At 64.1% G+C, this 16,278-nt stretch carries 11 protein-coding genes; 6 read left to right on the forward strand and 5 right to left on the reverse strand.

Going from position 1 to position 16,278, the window contains the following annotated elements; translation table 11 throughout:
• Positions 1 to 64: 64 nt before the first annotated feature.
• Positions 65 to 1,672 carry an SDR family oxidoreductase gene (locus AC1RRC_RS04035; RefSeq protein ID WP_493053976.1) on the reverse strand — a complete coding sequence of 536 codons (1,608 nt, stop codon included), beginning with the start codon at positions 1,670 to 1,672 and terminating at the stop codon, positions 65 to 67.
• A 351-nt stretch (positions 1,673 to 2,023) separates the two neighbouring features.
• On the opposite strand from AC1RRC_RS04035, the gene AC1RRC_RS04040 reads away from it, so the two are divergent.
• Together AC1RRC_RS04040 and AC1RRC_RS04045 are read left to right on the forward strand one after the other, a co-directional pair.
• Positions 2,024 to 2,968, forward strand: coding sequence for a dihydrodipicolinate synthase family protein (locus AC1RRC_RS04040; RefSeq protein ID WP_493053977.1), 945 nt, complete (start codon positions 2,024 to 2,026; stop codon positions 2,966 to 2,968).
• Positions 2,969 to 3,063: 95 nt separating this feature from the next.
• Entirely contained in the window at positions 3,064 to 3,747 is a 684-nt protein-coding gene (locus AC1RRC_RS04045; protein ID WP_493053978.1) for a GntR family transcriptional regulator, read from the forward strand.
• Positions 3,748 to 3,772: 25 nt separating this feature from the next.
• Here the strand turns inward: AC1RRC_RS04045 and AC1RRC_RS04050 are convergent, their stop codons facing one another.
• The gene (locus tag AC1RRC_RS04050; RefSeq protein ID WP_493053979.1) at positions 3,773 to 4,534 is read right to left on the reverse strand and encodes a substrate-binding periplasmic protein; all 762 of its coding nucleotides are present in this window, start codon (positions 4,532 to 4,534) and stop codon (positions 3,773 to 3,775) included.
• A gap of 111 nt (positions 4,535 to 4,645) precedes the next feature.
• Positions 4,646 to 5,824, reverse strand: coding sequence for an esterase/lipase family protein (locus AC1RRC_RS04055; RefSeq protein ID WP_493053980.1), 1,179 nt, complete (start codon positions 5,822 to 5,824; stop codon positions 4,646 to 4,648).
• A 229-nt stretch (positions 5,825 to 6,053) separates the two neighbouring features.
• Between AC1RRC_RS04055 and AC1RRC_RS04060 the strand changes: the two genes are divergently transcribed.
• Together AC1RRC_RS04060 and AC1RRC_RS04065 are read left to right on the forward strand one after the other, a co-directional pair.
• Positions 6,054 to 8,405, forward strand: coding sequence for a family 43 glycosylhydrolase (locus AC1RRC_RS04060; protein WP_493053981.1), 2,352 nt, complete (start codon positions 6,054 to 6,056; stop codon positions 8,403 to 8,405).
• Positions 8,406 to 8,423: 18 nt separating this feature from the next.
• Positions 8,424 to 9,017 carry a PEP-CTERM sorting domain-containing protein gene (locus tag AC1RRC_RS04065; RefSeq protein ID WP_493053982.1) on the forward strand — a complete coding sequence of 198 codons (594 nt, stop codon included), beginning with the start codon at positions 8,424 to 8,426 and terminating at the stop codon, positions 9,015 to 9,017.
• Here the strand turns inward: AC1RRC_RS04065 and AC1RRC_RS04070 are convergent.
• Together AC1RRC_RS04070 and AC1RRC_RS04075 are read right to left on the reverse strand one after the other, a co-directional pair.
• The gene (locus tag AC1RRC_RS04070; protein ID WP_493053983.1) at positions 8,984 to 11,914 is read right to left on the reverse strand and encodes a TIM-barrel domain-containing protein; all 2,931 of its coding nucleotides are present in this window, start codon (positions 11,912 to 11,914) and stop codon (positions 8,984 to 8,986) included. The genes AC1RRC_RS04065 and AC1RRC_RS04070 overlap by 34 nt on opposite strands.
• A 148-nt stretch (positions 11,915 to 12,062) precedes the next feature.
• A complete protein-coding gene (locus AC1RRC_RS04075; protein ID WP_493053984.1) occupies positions 12,063 to 12,992 on the reverse strand; it encodes a LysR family transcriptional regulator in 930 nt (309 codons plus the stop codon).
• 124 nt (positions 12,993 to 13,116) lie between these two features.
• Between AC1RRC_RS04075 and aptA the strand changes: the two genes are divergently transcribed.
• Both aptA and AC1RRC_RS04085 read left to right on the forward strand, forming a co-directional pair.
• The gene (gene aptA / locus AC1RRC_RS04080; RefSeq protein ID WP_493054690.1) at positions 13,117 to 14,466 is read left to right on the forward strand and encodes an omega-aminotransferase AptA; all 1,350 of its coding nucleotides are present in this window, start codon (positions 13,117 to 13,119) and stop codon (positions 14,464 to 14,466) included.
• 203 nt (positions 14,467 to 14,669) lie between these two features.
• The gene (locus tag AC1RRC_RS04085; protein WP_493053985.1) at positions 14,670 to 16,190 is read left to right on the forward strand and encodes a CoA-acylating methylmalonate-semialdehyde dehydrogenase; all 1,521 of its coding nucleotides are present in this window, start codon (positions 14,670 to 14,672) and stop codon (positions 16,188 to 16,190) included.
• Positions 16,191 to 16,278: the final 88 nt, after the last annotated feature.

Here is a 16,278-nt window from a genome sequence, read left to right on the forward strand (position 1 = left end):
GCTGCTGTCTCCTTGGCCGCGCCGCTTATCGTGTGCTGTCGTGCCGCGTCGGCTGTTGCTGTAATTAGCGCGTTTCTAAAATAGCCGGCGGCGGCGCCTCCGGCTGCGGGGTGGGGCGCGTGCCGGCCGGCGTGCCTGCCGCCGTTGTGCGGGGGCGCAGCGCATACCGGTTCAAGCCTGTCATGTGGATGCGGCACAGGTAATCGGTCCAGTCGATGATGCGGGTGTCGACCGGGTAGCGCTGCAAGTCGTCCCCGCCGAAGCGGGTCGCCAGCGCCATCAGGCGTGTGTTGTGGAAGCGGTAGCGCGGCGCCGTGTAGAACGAAAAGGTGGCGGCCAGTTGCCGCGTGGTGCGCACCTTTTCCAGCGCCGGCGAGGGACCTGCGCCCAGCACGCGCCGTACGCCGCTCCATGCGCTGGCGGCGGCGCCGCTGGCGCGCAGCATCAGCAGGAAGGCCGGGCGGTTCACCACCGTGAAGCCATGTTTCGGCGCACGGTAAAACAGGCGCTCGTAATTGCGCCAGTTGCAGCGCGCTTCGGTCACGAAGCGCTCGATCACGCCGCCGACGGTAATCGGGTTGCTCGAGCCGGTGCTGCATTGGTAGATGCGCTGCGCGGCCGGCGTGGCCAGGGCTTCGGCGGCCGCCAGCACGATGGCGTTGGCCACCAGGTCGGCGGGGATGATGTCCACCACGGCTTGCGGCCTGGCGGGGAAAAAGCTGGTCTTGCCGCGCGCGTAGGCCATCAGGATGGCGTCGGCCACCTTGACCCCTTCGATCCAGCCGGGCGCCGGTTCCTGCAGGGTGCTCTCGATGATCGAAGGCCGCACGATGGTCATGGCGCGCCCGCGCATATGGTGCATCGCCAGTTGTTCACCCATCCATTTGGTGAAGGTATAGGTGTCGTTCCAGCCATAGTAGTGCGCTTCGGCCAGCCCCAGCGCGGTCAGGCGGCGGGCGCGCCGTTGCGGATCGCCGGTCTCCGTGTTGATTTGCCCGATGCGGTGCTGCAGGCGCTGCAGCAGGCCGTCCATGTCGTGTGGTTCGTCGGCGTGGCGCGTCACCGCCGCGCGCGCCGGCGCCACGGCCTGTTCATGGATGTCGCCCTTGTGGTAGCCGTTGACGTAGCAGGTCGACACCTGGATCAGCGGCGCCTGCGCCATGCGCGCCAGTTCGGCGATATGGCGCACGCTCAAGGCATTGATGGCCAGCGCCACGTCCAGCGCTTCGCGGAAGTTGACGCTGGCGGCGGCGTTGATCACGAGATCCACGCGGCGCGCCAGCGCGCCAAAGTCCTGTGGCCGCAAGCCGAAGCAGGGCGCCGTCACGTCGCCGGTCACGCACTCGACCTGGTCGGCCAGGAAGTCTTGCAGGAAGTGCGGACGCTCGGCGCGCAAGCGTTCAAACACGGACGAGGCGGCCACCTCGCGCTCGAACCGGGTGCGGGCGTCGACGCCATCGGCCGCGCGGATCAGCAGGATGATGCCGCCAAGATCGGGCACGGTGCGGATCAGCTTTTCCAGCACCACCTTGGCCAGGAAGCCGGTGCTGCCGGTGATCAGGATGCGTTTGCCGGCCAGGGCGGCATGCACGCTCAGCGGCTGGTCTGGTTGCCGGCTGATCGGCTGGATTGGTTGCTGCATCGCTTGCTGGTCCTGCGGGGCGCAATTCATCAGGGTTCCCGGTTGGTGTTTTTGTAATAAACCGTGTCAAAAGATTCATACCGCATGCCCTCGATCTTAGTGCCAAACCGATCACTGGCTGGCAAGTACGAAGTGTTTTGGGAAGCCAAAAGCATGACTGCACGAGTCAGCCGGGGACGCCGGGAAGCCGGTGAAAATTCAAATTTTCCAGATTTTCCAAATCCTTCAGTTCACTCAAATCGTTTAAAAACAATGAGATAGCGCAATTTATCGCCGACAAATTAAATCACTTTGTATAAAATATCCGATTCATGTATGATGCACCCATGGACAAAATCCATGTGTCCGCTGCCCCTCTAACCAACGATTGAAGGAAACACGATGAGCGACAACATTTTCACCGGCACCATTCCCGCCCTCATGACGCCGTGCAAGGCCGACCGCACCCCGGATTTCGACGCGCTGGTCGCCAAGGGCCATGAGCTGATCGGCCTGGGCATGAGCGCCGTGGTGTATTGCGGTTCGATGGGCGACTGGCCCCTGCTGACGGAAGCGCAGCGCCAGGAAGGCGTGGCGCGCCTGGTGGCGGCCGGCATCCCGACCATCGTCGGCACCGGCGCGGTGAATTCGAAAGAAGCGGTATCGCATGCCGCGCACGCGGCCAAAGTCGGCGCCCAGGGCTTGATGGTGATTCCACGCGTGCTGTCGCGCGGCGCGTCGCCCGCCGCGCAAAAAGCCCACTTTGCCGCCATCCTGGAAGCCGCCCCGGCGCTGCCGGCGGTGATCTACAACAGCCCGTACTATGGCTTCGCCACCCGCGCCGACCTGTTCTTCGAACTGCGCGCGAAGTACCCGAACCTGATCGGCTTCAAGGAATTCGGCGGCGCCGCCGACATGCGTTACGCGGCCGAGCACATCACCAGCCAGGATGACAGCGTGACCCTGATGGCCGGTGTCGACACGCAAGTGTTCCACGGCTTCGTCAATTGCGGCGCCACCGGCGCCATCACCGGCATCGGCAATGCGCTGCCGCGCGAAGTGCTGCTGCTGGTGGACCTGTGCCGCAAGGCCGCCCAGGGCGACGTCACCGCGCGCCGCCAGGCACGCGAGCTGGAATCGGCGCTGGCCGTGCTGTCGTCGTTCGATGAAGGCACCGACCTGGTGCTGTATTACAAGCACTTGATGGTGCTGAACGGCGACAAGGAATACACGCTGCACTTCAATGAAACCGACGTGCTGAGCGACGCCCAGCGCCGCTATGCCGAGACCCAGTACGCACTGTTCCGCACCTGGTACGCCGACTGGTCGAAGCAAGTGGTTGCCTGAAACATCCGGCCGCGCTGACGGCCTGGAGCCACCCGGTCCGGCATCCGGTCAAGTGATATAATTTATACCATTTCGACTCAGGAAGATTTGCCGCGATGAATTCCCCACTCCAGGCCCCGGCCTTATCCGTTACCACCGTTGCGGAGCAGGCGGCCGATGCCATTCGCCGCAAGATCATCGGCGGCGAATTGCCGGAAGGATTCCAGCTGCGGCAAGATGCGCTGGCGGCGGAACTCGGCATCAGCCGCATCCCCGTGCGCGAAGCCCTGGTCCAGCTGGAAGGCGAGGGGCTGGTGCGCATCGTGCCGCACAAGGGCGCGGTGGTGTCGGAAATGTCGATCGAGGAAATCAGCGAGCTGTTCATGCTGCGCAGCCTGCTGGAACCGCTGCTGCTGAAAAAATCCGCCCCCAAACTCACGCCGGCCGATTTCGCGCAACTCGATGCGATCCTGGCGGAATACAAGGAAGAGCTGCACGCGCAGCATCCCGCGCGCTGGGGTGAATTGAACACCCAGGTGCACAACCTGCTGATGTCGCGCGCCGACCAGCCCCGCACGTCGGCCATCGTCACCACCCTGCTGCAGCAAACCGACCGCTATACGCGGCTGCAATTGTCCCTGAGCGCCGAGAGTTGCCGGCGCGCCGAAGCGGAACATGAAGAACTGGTCCAATTGTGCAAAACCGGCGAAGTGCGGGCCGCCGCATCGCTGCTGAAGCGGCACATCGAGCACGCGCGCGCCGAACTGGAAAAATTCGTGCTGGCCCGGCGCCGCCGCTGAGCGCGCCGCCGTGCCTGGCCGGGCGTCACCATCCGCAGCGCTTGTCGTAGCGGGCATTGACGCTGTCGTGTATGCGCGCGATGGCCCCTTCGGCGCGCATTTCGTCCAGTATTTTCCCGATGCGCACGGCGAGCTTCGCGTGCCGCTTGTGCAGGTAATGGTATAAATCGAATACTTCCAGCGGCGGCGCCAGCACCTGCACGTTCTGCAAGTTCAAATCCCTTGCGACGCACAGGGTGGAGCGGAAATCGACCGCGACCTGGGTGCGGCCATGTTCCAGCTTTTTCAGCAGCAGCTCACTGTTGACCGCCGGGTCGGTGCGCAGCCTGGCCAGCCGCGTGGTCAGCGTGGGGATGCCCAGCACATAACCGACCGTGTACGGCTTCAGGCTGTCGTAGCCCTGCACGGTGAACTGCAGGCCGCGGGTGCTGAAGACGACGACGTCTTCGTGGGCGATGGACAGCGGCAGCTGGATCAAGTCGTCGACGGGGCCGGTCTTGGCCATTTCCGCAATGTGAATGGCGGCGGTCAGTCCATCGAGGCTGCCGTCGCGGGCCATCGCCAGCCGGCGGCTGGTGGGGTAATACTCGATGGTGATCGGCACTTGCGCGCGCCGGTAGGCTTCCTGCACCACTTCAATCGCCATCGCGCGCGAAGCGCGGTCCACCGACGTGGCGCCGATCAGCAATGGCGCCGCTTCCTGCGCGCGCGCTTCAGCGCCCCGGATACCCAGCGCGCCGAGCGTGCCCCATGCCAGCAAGGCGGCCAATGCGAGCGGGGCGCTCATGGCGCCCATGGAGGCCAGGGGCGACCGGCATGGTTTCATCGGTGGACGGGGGAAGCTGCAATATGGCTAGTTTCGTGTGTTTCCAGCAAAAAAGCCAGATTGCCGTGGCGATTACAGCCACTGCAACAACAACGCCGCCACCGGCGGCGCATCGAGCAAGTCCATGTGATTGACCCCCTGCAGCACGGCCTGGCGTTCCGGCGCAAAGGCCAGCGTGCGTCCCGGTTCGGCATGGCGGCCCAGCGCGCTGTCCAGTGGCACCAGGCCGTCGCCGACGATTTTACCTTTAAGGCCGCCGGCGGATGCGCCCATGGCCGCCGCCACGGTATGGCAGGCGACACCATCCGGCAGCGGCACGAAATGCGGCAAGGCGCGGCTGTGGGCAAAACGGTCGCGGCCCTGCCAGTCGCTGTCGAGCAGGCTGCCGTGGCGCAGGTCGGTGATGCCGGCACTGCGCAATTTCGCCAGGCGGGAGAAGGGCGCGCTGTATTTGCTGAGGTCCGTCAGCACGTGCACCCAGTTGCCGCCCCGTTCCAGCGGCGCGCCATGGTGCGGCGATCCCAGGAACACGAGGTTCTTCAACAGCGCCGGCCAGCTGTAGCCGGCCTGCGCGCCGTAATGGCAGGCGCTGCGCGCCACCAGGCCGCCCATGCTGTGGCCGACGATGGCCAGTTCCGTCACCGGCACCGGCCATGACAGCACCAGCGCCTGCAATTGCTGGGCGAAATCGCGGCCATTTTCAGAAATGTGGCGGCCGCTGTTGTAATGCAGGTAGACCGGCGTGTAGCCGCGTTCGCGCCGCAGCAGTTCGCCGTGGTCATGGCCATGGCGGCACCATTGCAAATCGTTCATGCACAAGCCATGCACCAGCACCACGATGCGGCCGGTGATATCGCCTTGCTGCTGTTCGGTTCCCACCGCCAGCCGCGCGCCATGGCGCCGCAAGGTCATCGGGATGGCCAGCGGATTGCCGCTGCGCGCCAGCGCATCGCCCACCACGCCATTGAGCGCGGCTTGCAGCGCTTCGCGCCCGTGCGACGGGTCGGCCTCGCCCATGAAGCCTTGCAACGCGCCCAGCAACCGTTCCAGCCCGGCGCCGGCCAGGCCCGCCGTGCCGCGCACGCCGCCATACACCAGCGACGCCGCGCGCGCCAGCGGCTTGCCCGCCGGGACGTTGGTCAGGATCGCCGTGTGTACCGCCTCGGCAATGTCCGTCACGCCCTGTACCGCCCCGGTGACCAGGCGCGCCGCACCGGCCAGGTCACTGGCCCGGGAAGTTTTACTCCGCATATCGATGTCCTCAGCATGGGGGAAGCCCGATTCTAAGCCGAACCGCCCGCCGCACCGCTGCACTGAATTGGAGGCATTCATCTATTCCCGCGTGATTTCCGCGTTGTCCTGATACCCGAACGGGTATCGCTTCGCCGTAAAACGTCATTGGACGCACAAGGTGGCAGGGCGATATCGTGCGATCGCTGGCAAAGCAATCACAATCAAAACAATATTCTTGGAGACCATCTTGACTACATCCTTCCCACTGTGGGGAGCGGCCGCCGCATTGTCCGCCACCTTGGCCGCAAGCTGTATCGCCCCCAACGCCATGGCGCAAGCCGCCTATACCCCGGTCGCCTTCCAGAACGCGTCGGTCCACGATCCATCCATCATCAAGTCCGGCGGCACGTATTACGTGTTCGGCTCGCACCTGGCCTCGGCCAAATCCACCGACTTGATGAAGTGGACGCAAATGACGGATTCCGTCAGCGCCACCAATTCCCTGTTCCTCAACGGTTCGGCCAACGTCTTGACGGAACTGGCGGAAACCTTCAGCTGGGCGCAGACCACCACCTTGTGGGCGCCCGACGTGATCCGCCTGGCCGACGGCAAGTTCTATATGTACTACAACGCGTGCAAGGGCGATTCGCCGCGCTCCGCGCTGGGCATCGCCGTGGCCGACAAGATCGAAGGCCCGTACGTCAACAAGGGCATCATCCTGAAGTCCGGCATGTGGGGCCAGGCCAGCTACGATGGCACGGTGTACGACGCGCTCAAGCACCCGAACACCGTCGATCCGAACGTGTTCTTCGATAACGGCGGGCGCCTGTGGATGGTGTACGGCTCGTATTCGGGCGGCATTTTCATCATGCAAATGAACCCGGCCACCGGCATGCCGCTGCCGGGCCAGGGTTACGGCAAGCGCCTGATGGGCGGCAACCACAGCCGCATCGAAGCCGCGTACGTGATGTACAGCCCCGTCACGCAGTATTACTACCTGTTCTCGTCGTTCGGCGGCCTCGACGCCAGCGGCGGCTACAACATGCGGGTGGCGCGCGCCACGTCGCCGGACGGCCCGTACTTCGACGCGCAGGGCGTCAACATGGCCAACGTGAAATCCGACCCGGCCAAGCCGCTGTTCGACGATGCCTCGATCGCGCCCTACGGCGTGAAAATCATGGGCAATTTCCTGTTCGAGCGCAAGATCGGCGATGCCGGGACCGGCATCGGCACCGGCTATGTCTCGGCGGGCCACAACTCGGCGTATTACGACGCCGCCACCGGCAAGCACTTCCTGGTATTCCACAGCCGGTTCCCCGAGCGCGGCGAACAGCATGAAATCCGCACGCACCAGATGTTCATGAATGCCGATGGCTGGCCGGTGGTGGCGCCTTACCGCCACGCCAATGAAACGCTGGCCACGGTGCGGCGCGAATTCGTGCTGGGCGACTATATGTACGTCAACCACGCCAAGGACATTGCCGCCACCATCAAGAAATCGAAGCTGATCACCCTGAACAGCAATGGCGCCGTCACCGGCGCGGTGTCCGGCACCTGGGCGCTGGTGGGCAACAACCAGGTCGAGATCAGCCTGCCCGGTTCCTCGCCCTTTAAAGGCGTGTTCCTCAGCCAGTGGGATGAAACGTCGAAAAGCTACGTGATGACGTTCTCCGCCACGTCGCGCGAAGGCGTGTCCATCATGGGCAGCCGGCTGCTGCCACGCACCGATGCGCAAGTGGCCACCGCCGTCTATAACGAACTGACCCTCGGTAACACCAATGCCGTCACCGGCGACATGACCCTGCCGACCAGCGGCGCGCGCGATGCCGTGATCGCCTGGACCTCGTCGAATCCGGCTGTACTGAGCAATACCGGCAAGGTCACCAGCCCGGCCTCCGACGTGACGGTGACCCTGACCGCCACCATCACCAAGGGCAGTACGTCGTATGCCAAGCAGTTCGTGGTGACCGTGCGCAAGCTGGGCAGCATGCTGGCCAACTATGCGTTTGACGGCAACCTGGCCGATTCGGCCGGCACCTTTGGCGCCGGCGCGGTCATCGGCAACAAGATCGGCGTGGCCGGCGGCAGCCTGTCGTATGAGGCGGGCATGAAGGGTAGCGCCGCCGTGTTCAATGGCGCCACCGGCGTGCGGCTGCCGGACGGACTGATTGCCTCCAACACGTACACCGTGGCGCTGTGGCTCAAGCCGGCCCAGTTGACGGCGTTCACCACCACGTTCTTCGGCGCCCGCACCGGCGACGCCTGGATCAGCCTGCTGCCGAAAGGGCATGACTTTGTCAGCGGCGCCACCATGCTGTGGTCGGGCACCGCGTGGTATGACGCGGGCCTGGGCATGAATATCCCGGCGGGGCAATGGTCGCACGTGGCCTTCACTGTCAAGAGCGGCGCGGTCAATGTGTACGTCAATGGCGTCAAGCGCTTTGCCGGCACGAACTTCCCCAATGTGTTCACCACCACCAATGGCGTGTTTGCGCTGGGCGTGAACTGGTGGGATACGCCCTATAAAGGCTCGATGGATGACTTGCGCATCTATGGCGCGGCCTTGAGCGACGCGGAAATCGCCAGCATCGCACGTTAAGCATACGGAGAAAACAAAATGAAACTGAAAAACATATTGCTGTCCCTGGCACTGGGCCTGTGTGCCACCACCGCCTCGGCGGGCGTGGTGACCTTCGACGACTTGTCCGGCGACTATACCGAAGCCATCGCCGGCGGCTACCAGGGTTTTAACTGGGACAATATGAACGCGATCCGTGCCGACGCCTTCCCGGGCAGCGGCTATGACACCGGCGCCGTGTCGGGCGCCAACACCGCGTTCAACCGCGATGGCGGCACGGTGGCGATTTCCAGGGCCGATGCCGGCGCCTTTGATTTCGTCGGCGCCTACTTCACGTCCGCATGGATGGACCAGGAATTGTCGTTCGAAGGCTATGCCAATGGCCAGCTGCGCTATGCGACGCCGGCATCGTTCGTCATCGACACCGTGACGCCGCTGTGGGTGGGATTGAACTGGGGCGGCATCGACACGCTGGTGATCTACAACAGCAGCGGCACCCAGTGGGCGATGGATGACATGACAGTGCCGGAGCCATCGTCGCTGGCGCTGTTCGGCGCGGCGGCGATGGGCTTGATGTTGGCCCGCCGCCGCCGCTCCGGTCAGAACTTCAGCGACACGGCCTTGCCCGTATAGTCGATTGTTCTGGTGGCCGGCGCCGCCGTGATGGCGGCGGCGTTGGCCGGCCCGGCCAGCACCACGTTCAGCTTGCGGGTCTTGACCAGGCCGGGATAGGCGCCCTTGCGGGCGCTGACCGTCAGGGTCTTCGCGGCGTCGTTCCAGCGCAGGTCATACGTCGCGTACTGGCCCTTTTCATAGTTGTAGGTCTCGTTGTCGTCTTCATACACCGTGAACTTGCCGTCGGCGCCGGGATAGATGCGGATTTCGTACGGCGCGTCCGGGCGTTCGGTGGCGTACTGGACCAACGGTCCCATTGGCACGATCGAACCGGCGCGGACATACAGCGGGAACACGTCGAGCGGCACGTCTTTCGCCACGGTCGTGCCCCCTTTGAACCGTTCCTGGGTCCAGAAGTCGTACCAGTCGGTGCCTGCCGGTAAATAGGTGCGCATGGTGGTGTCCACATTGGCCGGCTTGCTTGCCAGCGCGGCTTGCTGCGACGGGGTACGCCATGCCAGCCGCAGCGAGCGCTCGGACGTGGCCTGGTAATACTCGATGGCGACCGGCAGGCGCTGGCCCTGCTTCAGCGTGGCTTTCACGCTCTTGTAGCGCTTGCCGCCATTGTTCCAGTCTTCCACCACCAGTTTGCCATCGAGGAACAGGCGGTAGCCGTCGTCGCCTTCCACGCCCAGTTCATATTCGCCGTCTTCCGGCGCCACGATGGAACCGTTCCAGCGCGCGGAGAAATGGTCCAGGCTGGACAGCCCGGCCGGAATGTCCGCCAGCGGCGGCGCCGGCCACAGGAAGTCGATCGCCGTATCGATGGTCTTGCCTTTCGGGGTCTCGAAATTGCGCCCTTCGAAATACTGCCCGGCCAGGCCCGGCTTGCCGTCCGGCGTGCGCAGCGCCGTGGCCGGGATGGTGGCGGCCGGCGGCGCCTGGAAGCGGTACATCGGGCGCGTCACCGGATGCACCAGGAACGATGGGCCGAACAGGAAGGCGTCGTTGATGTTGTGCACCGCGCGGTCGTCCGGGAAGTCCATCGGCAATGCGCGCATCAGCGTATAGCCATCGCGGGTGACTTTCCAGCCCAGGCTGTAGGTATAGGGCAGCAGCCGGTAGCGCAGGTCGACGGCGTCGCGCAACGCCTTGTACATTTGCGGGTCCGACTGTTTGAACAAATACGGTTCGCGCTCGACGTCGGTGCCATGGATGCGCATGATGGGATTGAAGGCGGCATATTGCAGCCAGCGGGCATACAGTTCGCGGTAGGCGGGATTCTTGTCGCCGCCGGGGAAGTCGCCCGGGACAAAGAAGCCCGCCGTGTCCTGGGTCCAGTACGGGGTGCCCGTGATGGTGACGTTGACCCCGCCGTTGATTTGCTCGCCCAGGGTTTTCCAGCTGGCGCGCGTGTCGCCGGACCAGGAGGCCGCCGCCGTGCGCTGCGCTCCGGCCCAGGCCGAGCGCGTCAAGGTGAACACGCGCTGGTTGCTGGTGGCGCGTTGGCCGTCATAGGTGCCTTGCGTCGTCATCAGCGAATACGGGTTCAGGTAGCGGGTAAAGTCGCCCAGCGCATTGTTGCCCAGGCTCTTGATGTCGCGTTCATTGTCCTCGGCATTGTGGGCGGCCGTGCCGACTTCCACTTCGGTGCCGTCCATCCACAGCGCATCGACGCCGGCGTCGAGCAAGCCCTGTTTGACGTGCTTGAAGTAAATCTTGCGGCCTTCGGGGCTGAAGGCGTCATAAATGCGCGCCTTCCTGGAAATCCAGTGCAGCGGCTCGAAGCGCAGTTTGGCCTGGTCCAGTTCCTGCGCCAGCGCGGTATCGTTGCCGACCGATGGCCAGATCGACACCATGAGTTTCAGGTGCAGGTTGTGCAGGCGCTGGATCGCGCCTTTCGGATCGGGGAAACGCTCGCGGTTCCACGTCATGCCGCTCCACGAACCGTCCGTATCGCTGCCCCAGTACTGCCAGTCCTGCACGATGTAATCCAGCGGGAACTGCTCTTGACGGAAGGTTTCCGCCACTTCCAGCAAGCGCGCCTGGGTCTGATAGCGCTCCTTGCTCATGAACAGGCCGAATGCCTGCTTGGGATACATCGGCGCCTGGCCGGTCAGGGCGCGGTAACCGGTCACGACCTCATCCATCGAGTCGCCCGCCATAAAGTAATAATCGACCCCGCCCGGCGCGCTTTCCGCCCACAGGGTGGCGCCGTCGGCGTTGTCCTTGAAGCGCATCTTCGAATACGTGTCCCACAGGATGCCATAGCGCTCGGTCGACATCATGACGGGAATGACGATGCCGATGTTGGTCTGCACCAGCAGCAAATCCTTGTTGCGGCGGTTGATCTCGCCTTCGCCGACGAAACCGAAACCGTAGATGCCTTCGCCGGGCTTCAGCGTCAAAGTGTTTTGCGCTTCATAGGAGGGCGCGCCGGCCACCTCGATTTTCTTCAGCGCTTGCGGCGCGTTCTGCTTTTCCTGCGTGTAGACCTTGCCTTGCGCATCCTTGAAGGTGAGCGCGCCTGTCGTTTTATCGATAACAATTTGAAGCGAGTTGCTTTCCAGGGTCAAGCTCGCGGCGCCGTCACGCGTCTTGAATGGCACCGCGGCTGGTTTGCCGGTGACGACGATGCTGGGATGGCGCCAGAAATTTTCGCCCAGCGTGGTATTCACCCGCACGGTCTTCGGGCCGTAGAACAAGATGTTCTTGGTCACGCCGGCGACACGCACCTGCACCCCGTCCCGCATCAGGACAAACGAAAAGCCCGTGGCGGGCTTATTGGCAGCTGTGGCGGCTGGCGCGAGGTGGCCATTGGCGTCGAGGCCGGTGTGCGCCATAACATTTTTGGTTGCGCAACCAAATGCGGCGGTGATGAGTACCAGCGCCGGCAAGGCGAAAGATGTTTTCATGGTTTTCCTGGATCGGTGGAGAGGCGGCAAGCCGTGAATTGCCCGGGGCCGAAAGCAGTATAGGGTGGGTGGGTCAAGCGGGCAATTCCATTTTTGACGAAAGCGATCACTAAAATGGTATCGCCCCAACCTTCACGGCGCCGCCCGCTCAGCGCATGCGGTGCGCCGCCAGCAAACACGCCCGGAACGCGCTGGCGATGCGCGACGGCTGCGGCGAGCCGCGCAGGATCGCCACGAAATCGCAGTCATAGCGGAACCGTTGCGGGTGTACCGCCCGCATCGTGCCATCGGCCACGAAGCCCCGCGCGTAATGGTCCGGCAGGAAACCGAGGAAGCAGCCCGACAAGATCAGGGTGGCGATCGATTCCTGGTCGAACCCGGTGGCTTTGCGCGGCAGGCGCACCTGCTGGCTGATTTCCATGTTCGGCGAGTGGTAGCCCAGGCCCGCGAACTGGTGGCGGCGCAGGCTGTCCCAGTCCAGCGCCGAATTATCCTGGCCGAACAAGGGATGGCGCGCGCCGCAATACAGCAGCATGGTCTCGCCAAACAGGCGGTCATACAGCAGGCTGTCCGAGCTGCGGTGTTCCGGGATGATGCCGACCTGGAACTGGCCGTCGATCACGCCCCGTTCGATCATGTTGATGGTGGCGACGTGGAAGTTCAGCGCCACGTCCGGCGCCTGTTCGGCAAACAGGGCGATCGCCTCGCTGATTTTCGCGGCCGGGTTGCTGGCGGTCTTGTCGAACACCGCCACGTGCAACTGGCCGCCCATGCGCTGGTGGATGTCGTCCACGCTGGCGCGGAACGCGTCGGCCGACGCCAGCAGGCGCTGGGTTTCCTGGTAAATGCGCTCGCCTTCGGCGGTCAGCGCAAAGCCGCCCCGGCCCCGGCTGCACAAGATCATTTGCAGCCGCGTTTCCAGGTCTTTCACGTGGCGGCTCACGGTGGAAATCCCGATATTCAATTCCAGCCCGGCGGCCGCCATGCCGCCACAGTCGGCCACGCTCTTGAACACTTGCAGCAGGCGGAAATCCATATCGCTGAGCTGTCCCAGCACGGCTTTGGCTTTTACTTTCATGATCTGCTAACTGAATGTTGATATTGCGATAAATATGAAACTGAAATGCTACCCTAGAATCGGCGTCATCGGATGATTTATCAACCAGGAGACCACGATGAAACAAGGCGACTTGCAACGCGCCATGGCCGGCGCGGCCGGCATCAACGAAGCGCGCCCCCGTACCGACGCCGCATGGCTTGAAGCACACTGGATGCCGTTTTCCGGCAACCGCAATTTCAAGGCCGATCCGCGCATGATCGTGGCGGCGCGGGGCTGCTATTACACCGACGCCGATGGGCGCCAAATCTTTGACGGCCTGTCCGGCCTGTGGTGCAGCGGCCTCGGTCACGGCCACCCGAAGATCACGGAAGCCGTCAGCAAACAAATCGCCACCCTCGACTATGCCCCGGCATTCCAGTTCGGCCACCCGCAATCGTTCGCGCTGGCCAACCGCATCAAGGAACTGACGCCCGAGGGCCTCGATTATGTGTTTTTCACCGGATCCGGTTCGGAAAGCGCGGATACCTCGCTGAAAATAGCCCGCGCCTATTGGCGCGCCAAGGGGCAGGCCGGCAAGACCCTGCTGATCGGCCGCGAGAAGGGCTACCACGGCGTCAATTTCGGCGGCATTTCCGTGGGCGGCATCGCCGGCAACCGCAAGCTGTTTGGCCAGGGTATCCAGGCCGACCATTTGCCGCACACGCAGCTGAAACAAAACGCGTTTTCGCGCGGCATGCCGGAACACGGCGTGGAACTGGCCGACGAGCTGCTGGACTTGATCGCGCTGCATGATGCCTCGAACATCGCGGCCGTGATCGTGGAACCGTTTTCCGGTTCGGCCGGGGTCGTGATCCCGCCGCGCGGCTACCTGCAACGATTGCGCGAGATTTGCGACGCCCACAACATCCTGCTGATTTTTGATGAAGTCATCACCGGCTTTGGCCGGGTCGGCGCCTATACGGCGGCCGAGGCCTTCGGCGTCACGCCCGACATCATGAACCTGGCCAAGCAAGTCACCAACGGCGCGCAGCCGCTGGGCGCGGTGGTGGCGAAAAAAGCAATCTACGACACCTTCATGGCCGCCGGCGGTCCCGACTACATGGTCGAATTCGCCCATGGCTACACGTATTCGGCGCACCCGGTGGCCTGCGCCGCCGGCCTGGCCGCGCTCGACGTGCTGGTGGACGAAGCCATGCTGGCGCGCGTGCGCGAACTGGCGCCGCACTTCGAAAATGCCGTGCACAGCCTGAAAGGCGAGCCGCACATCACCGATATCCGCAACTATGGCCTGGCGGCCGGCCTGACAATCGCGTCCAAACCGGGCGAACCGGCGCGCCGCCCCTATGACATCGCCATGAAATGCTGGCAAAAGGGCTTTTATGTGCGCTATGGCGGCGACACGATCCAGCTGGCGCCGCCGTTCATCGCCACGCCGGCGGAAATCGACCGGCTGGTGTCGGCGCTGGGCGACGCCATCCGCGAGACCGATTGATCCGCTGCATATCACCGCAACCCGCAGGCTGGAGCAAAACGTAGGGCGGTTTGGCGCATAGCGCCAAGCCGCCATGTCCGCAAGAAGGTGCTGCCCGCGCTGGTTGCGGCGCACGCATGGCGGCCTCGCAGAGTCCGCCCTACGTCATCCCGTCCGCGATGTATTCACTCCCCAATACCGCAATCACACAGGAACTCAGAACTATGCAAGCACTCCCCCTCGTCGGCCACCTGATCGGCGGCGAAATCGTCGCACCCGAAGGCCGCACGCAAAACGTCTACAACCCCGCCACCGGCCAGGCTGAAAAGCGCGTGCTGCTGGCCGATAAAACCACGGTGGAAGCCGCGATCGCTTCCGCCCAGGCGGCATTCCCGGCATGGCGCAACACGCCGCCGCTAAAGCGCGCCCGCGTCATGTCCAACCTGAAGCAACTGCTGGAACAGCATGCCGACGAGATTTGCCGCCTGATCACCGCCGAACATGGCAAGGTGCCGGGCGACGCGCTGGGCGAACTGCAGCGCGGCATTGAAAACATCGAGTACGCGAGTTACGCGCCGCAATTGCTGAAAGGGGAGCACAGCCGCAATGTCGGCCCTGCGATTGATTCGTGGAGTGAAATGCAGGCGCTGGGCGTGGTGGCGGGCGTGACGCCGTTTAATTTCCCCGCCATGGTGCCATTGTGGATGTGGCCACTGGCGATCGCCTGCGGCAATACCTTCGTATTAAAACCGTCCGAGCGCGATCCCTCGTCCACCTTGCTGATCGCGCAGCTGGCGCTGCAGGCGGGCTTGCCGCCCGGCGTCCTGAATGTCGTCAACGGCGACAAGGAAGCCGTCGACGTGCTGTTGACGGACAAGCGGGTGCAGGCGTTGAGTTTTGTCGGTTCCACGCCGATCGCCGAATACGTGTATGCCACCGGCAGCGCGCACGGCAAGCGGATCCAGGCGCTGGGCGGGGCCAAGAACCACGCGGTGGTGATGCCGGACGCCGACATCGGCCAGGCGGTCAGCGCCGTGATGGGCGCCGCCTACGGTTCCTGCGGCGAACGCTGCATGGCGATCCCGCTGCTGGTGGCGGTGGGCGACGCCACGGCGGACGCGGTGATCGCGGGCCTGCAAGCGGAAATCGGCAAGATGCGGGTCGGCCCCGGCATGCACGGGGACCAGTGCGCCGGCAATGACATGGGGCCGCTGGTGACGCGCCAGCATTACGACAAGGTGTGCGGCTATGTGGCGCAGGGCGTGGCGGAAGGCGCCACCCTGGTGGTCGATGGCCGCAACGTGGCGCGCCAGCCCGGTTATGAAGACGGCTATTACCTGGGCGCCTGCCTGTTCGATCACGTCAAGCCGGGCATGAAGATTTACCAGGACGAGATTTTTGGCCCGGTGCTGGGCGTGGTGCGGGCGCAATCGCTGCAGCAGGCGATGGACATGATCGACGCGCACGAATACGGCAACGGCACCTGCATCTTCACGCGCGACGGCGAAGCGGCGCGCTACTTCAGCGACAACATCCAGGTCGGCATGGTGGGGGTCAATGTGCCGCTGCCGGTACCGGTCGCGTACCACTCGTTCGGCGGCTGGAAACGCTCGCTGTTCGGCGACTTGGGCGCTTATGGTCCCGATGGCGTGCGTTTCTATACGCGCCGTAAAACCATCACGCAGCGCTGGCCGTCGGCCGGTGTGCGCGAAGGGGCTGTGTTCAGCTTCCCGTCGGCGCAATAATCCACCTTTCGTCACCCCTGCGGGGGTGACGCTCCCCTCCCGGCCCCTTGAATGGGGCTGCGGCCGCTGGCGATTTTTCGACCTGTCG

The sequence above is a fragment of the Pseudoduganella sp. GW821-FHT12E03 genome, from assembly GCF_058807115.1.

Coding starts and splice junctions, on each gene's coding strand:
- AC1RRC_RS04035 (WP_493053976.1), bottom strand. CDS start 1,672: ATGAATTGCGCCCCGCAGGACCAGCAAGCGATGCAGCAACCAATCCAG.
- AC1RRC_RS04040 (WP_493053977.1), top strand. CDS start 2,024: ATGAGCGACAACATTTTCACCGGCACCATTCCCGCCCTCATGACGCCG.
- AC1RRC_RS04045 (WP_493053978.1), top strand. CDS start 3,064: ATGAATTCCCCACTCCAGGCCCCGGCCTTATCCGTTACCACCGTTGCG.
- AC1RRC_RS04050 (WP_493053979.1), bottom strand. CDS start 4,534: ATGAGCGCCCCGCTCGCATTGGCCGCCTTGCTGGCATGGGGCACGCTC.
- AC1RRC_RS04055 (WP_493053980.1), bottom strand. CDS start 5,824: ATGCGGAGTAAAACTTCCCGGGCCAGTGACCTGGCCGGTGCGGCGCGC.
- AC1RRC_RS04065 (WP_493053982.1), top strand. CDS start 8,424: ATGAAACTGAAAAACATATTGCTGTCCCTGGCACTGGGCCTGTGTGCC.
- AC1RRC_RS04070 (WP_493053983.1), bottom strand. CDS start 11,914: ATGAAAACATCTTTCGCCTTGCCGGCGCTGGTACTCATCACCGCCGCA.
- AC1RRC_RS04075 (WP_493053984.1), bottom strand. CDS start 12,992: ATGAAAGTAAAAGCCAAAGCCGTGCTGGGACAGCTCAGCGATATGGAT.
- aptA (WP_493054690.1), top strand. CDS start 13,117: ATGGCCGGCGCGGCCGGCATCAACGAAGCGCGCCCCCGTACCGACGCC.
- AC1RRC_RS04085 (WP_493053985.1), top strand. CDS start 14,670: ATGCAAGCACTCCCCCTCGTCGGCCACCTGATCGGCGGCGAAATCGTC.